This is a genomic window from Micromonospora sp. NPDC050695 (assembly GCF_040654415.1).
GTDB lineage: Bacteria > Actinomycetota > Actinomycetes > Mycobacteriales > Micromonosporaceae > Micromonospora.
This window is the reverse complement of the sequence record NZ_JBFAHZ010000117.1, coordinates 1-3,491: the sequence shown is the minus strand read 5'-3', so window position 1 is coordinate 3,491 and position 3,491 is coordinate 1. Positions and strand designations below refer to the sequence as shown.

The 3,491-nt window shown below is 61.9% G+C and carries 2 protein-coding genes; one reads left to right on the top strand and one right to left on the bottom strand.

Going from position 1 to position 3,491, the window contains the following annotated elements:
• Window positions 1-163: 163 nt before the first annotated feature.
• A complete protein-coding gene (locus tag AB0H52_RS31630) occupies window positions 164-1,438 on the bottom strand; it encodes an IS701 family transposase (RefSeq protein ID WP_357951944.1) in 1,275 nt (424 codons plus the stop codon).
• A gap of 468 nt (window positions 1,439-1,906) precedes the next feature.
• Here AB0H52_RS31630 and AB0H52_RS31625 point away from each other — a divergent pair, with 468 nt between their 5' ends.
• Window positions 1,907-3,043 (top strand): hypothetical protein, encoded by a 1,137-nt coding sequence (locus AB0H52_RS31625; protein ID WP_151493242.1) that lies wholly within the window; start codon window positions 1,907-1,909, stop codon window positions 3,041-3,043.
• Window positions 3,044-3,491: the final 448 nt, after the last annotated feature.

Below are 3,491 nucleotides of genomic sequence, written 5' to 3'. Positions count from 1 at the left end.
CTGACAGCGTCCAGGAGCCCACGACGTTCACCCTCGGTGATCGGCGGTGACGGCGTCTCACCGCTGGGGGTTGTCACAGTCAGTACGGAGATCAGAGATGATGACATCTGCGGGTGGAGTCCTCGGTGTCGTGCAGTCCTAGTACGGCAGCCGCCGTTCGGGATCATGGCTGGAGTTCGAGGTTGAGGCGTCGGGTGTAGTGGGCTTGTCGGGCTCGGGCTTGATGGCGGCGGCGCCAGTCTGACCAGCGCAGACGGTGGGTGAGGTCGCGGATCGGTGTGAGGACGAGGGTGTTGATGAGCCGGCGGGTCTCGTTGACGGTCAGTTTGATCATTGTTGTGTCGGTGGGTTCGTCGGCGGCGTCGGCGGCGCAGATCGCCAGGACGGCGAGGGCGGCCAGGGCGAGGGTGGTGAAGCGGTGCCAGGAGTCCCAGCGGCGGACCTGGTGCTGGTCGAGGCCGACCTGGCCCTTGGCGGCCTGGAAGCCTTCCTCAACTGTCCAACGGGTGCCCGCGACTCGCACGAGTTGGGCCAGGGTGCCCGGGCGTGGGGTCCAGCAGCGGTAGAAGGCCAGTTCACCGGTGGTGGTGTTGCGGCGGATCAGCAGGCTGTGGTGGCCTCCGTCATCGGGGTCGGCGTCGGTGCAGACGTCGTCGAGCCAGGCCCAGTCGTAGAAACGCGGGCCCTTGGATCCGGCTCCCGCGCTGCGGCGTTGCCACGCCGAGGCTGGTAGCTCGGCGGCGACCCGGTCAGCGCGAACCCGGGTTTTGCCGCGGTCGAGGGGGATCAGGTGGCTGCGGGACACGGCCAGGACGTAGCCCAACTGGTGGTGGCGCAGGTGGGCGCGGAAGACGCTGCTGTTGCCATAGGCCTCGTCCGCGGCCGCCCACCCGGCCGGAACGCTGGCGTCGAGGGCTGCTGTGATCATGTCGGCGGCCAGCTCGGGCTTGGTGGCGAAGGCGACCTCGTCGGGGACCCCGGCGGCGTGGCATCGGTCCCGGTCATTGGTCCAGGACACCGGCAGGTAGATCCTGCGGTCGATCAGTGTGTGCCCGTGCCGGCTGGCGTAGCCGCAGAACACCCCGACCTGGGCGTTCTCGATCCTGCCGGCGGTGCCGGTGTACTGGCGTTGCACCCCGACCGTGTGCACGCCCTTCTTCACATCGCCGGTCTCGTCGACGACCAGCACCGCGTCCGGGTCACCGAACCGGGCCACGACCACCGACCGCACATCATCGCGGACCGCGTCGGCGTCCCACATCGCCCGAAACAACAACCGTTGCATCGCATCCGGGCGGGCGTGCCCGGCCTGCTCCGCCAACTGCCAACACGTCTTGACCTCGATATCAGCCAGCAGGCCGGTCACGAACGCCGCAGCCGCCCGCCGTGGCTCGACCCGCCCGAACCGTCCCGCGAACGCATCACACACACCGGCCAGGACCTGCCGCCACCGGGAAGGGTTTACGCTGTGGCACGCGGCCACCGCCAGATCTGAAAGTTTGTCCACAACATACAGACGATCACGCGGTGGCCGCACCTCGTCTAACCGGCCCCCACCAGCGACATCTCAAACGGCGGCTGCCGTACTAGGGAAACTCCATGATCACCCTGAGGGCTTCACCCGCTCCAACCGCCTCCACATAGGCCAATCACCCAGCATCATCCCAGCTCACCAGCTTACCGAACGAGAACGCAACAGCCCTGAGCTACTGGCCGAGGCCGCTTTGCAGCGCTCGGCTTCGATCTCACCGCACGGGCCGATAGAACAACCCAGGCATTCCGCGACTTTTCAAGGGTCCTGGATTCAAGCCCTGCACCCGATCGCGACGCTCTTCCTTCAGGCACCCGCCACTCCCGGGCTATTCCAAAGCCCTGGCGCACAACCAGATAATTGAGGCATCCCGCGATGACACCAGAACAGAAGAAAGCTTTTGAGAGAGTAAGCTCGAATCTGGCGCCGTATGTCATTCGACAATACCCCAAGCGGCTAGACCTCGAAAACCCAATATCTCAAGCATACCTGTACAGTCGAAACCAAGACGGCACTTTAAAGAGTGCGCGAGATGTTGGCGTCAAACATGCCAGTGAACTATTCCTGGAGCACGTAAATAGTATTCAGAGGGAAGGGGGGGTGTTCACCGAAATGGGTGAAGAGGGACTGGCGCGACCGGGAATCTCTGCGGACTTTCCTGAGATCGAATCTTTCCTCAATCGAAGCGATAGACGCAAGAGTCATGATACAAATTCGCATCCCTCGAGAGCTCTTAGGATAGTAATAGAGACAGAAGCAGTCCAGCTGGTGATATTTGCTGACAGCACCGAGCCGGCTACCCTGCGGGACCGGAGAGTGGAGCAAATCACTGATGCAGTGTCTCGCGTGACCAAAGCAGGCTTCTCGATCCCCTCGCCGCTAGAATTTTATCTCCCTAAGTACTCCAGAGGTATCCACCTTCCCTCTTTGAGAGTAGTCGACCCGTGGAACTCGTTTGCGGATTTTTACGCCCCAAACAAAATCATGCTTTCACCGCAACTTCTAAGTACATCACCCCCCAATGGCGCACCTGACTCGGTCGCACTGGAACTCGGTAGCCCATCCGCGGCGATCATTCATGAGATTGGCCACTGCCTGCACTTCGCGCACGCCCCGGAGCGCTTCGTCGACTTGTTTCACACCAAACTCTCCCCAAGGTACCAGCGAGCCGCTAGTGACATCAGCGGCTATGCTGCGAGAAATCCGCATGAATTTACGGCCGAAGTTTTTACCGCCGCAACACTCAAATGCACGATACGTCCAGAGCAGGGGGAGCTGTATCGAGCACTCGGTGGTCCTCTCCCTGCCCGCTCGGCGCCCCAAAGGACAGTCGATCGAGCACTTTTGGCAGAGCTCAATAAATCACACTTCAATAACCAGAGAACGCTGGCCGCGGCTGCCGCAATGCGGACCACTGCCGAAATGAGTCGAAACGTCACCCCTCTCGCATCGCTAAGCTGGACGGGACACGTCCCTGAAGCGGATCGCACTAATTCGCGTAAATTTCAGTAGAGGAACTGTATGGGTCTTTTTTTCCTGCTTTCGTGGGTCGCCAAGTTTGCTTTGGGATAGGTCTATTGAGGAGAAAGTGCAGGCATGAAAAAGGATTTTGTGGATGTCAAATCCCACAGCGCGCTAAGCGAGCCCGAGAGCTTTTTCCAACCTCGCGTCTGTGCTGGTCAGCGGCCTGCTGGCGACTGAACACGCCGGTCCGAAACCAAGTCTCGACCAGCAGATCTCCAGCCGCGGTTACGGTGGCTCGGACGCCCCGCCGGACTCGGTCAGCGGCGCTGACGGCCAGGTTGGAAAAGGGAGCACCGCCATCCCGCCGGAGCCCTTCGGTCTTTGGCTTCCGCCGGGTCTGGCAGGGCTATTGCGTTCTGGGGTAACTGCTGGTCACAGCGGTTATGAGGTCGTGTGAGCGACGGTCGGCGCGGCGGTTGGCGCGGGCGATGTTGGG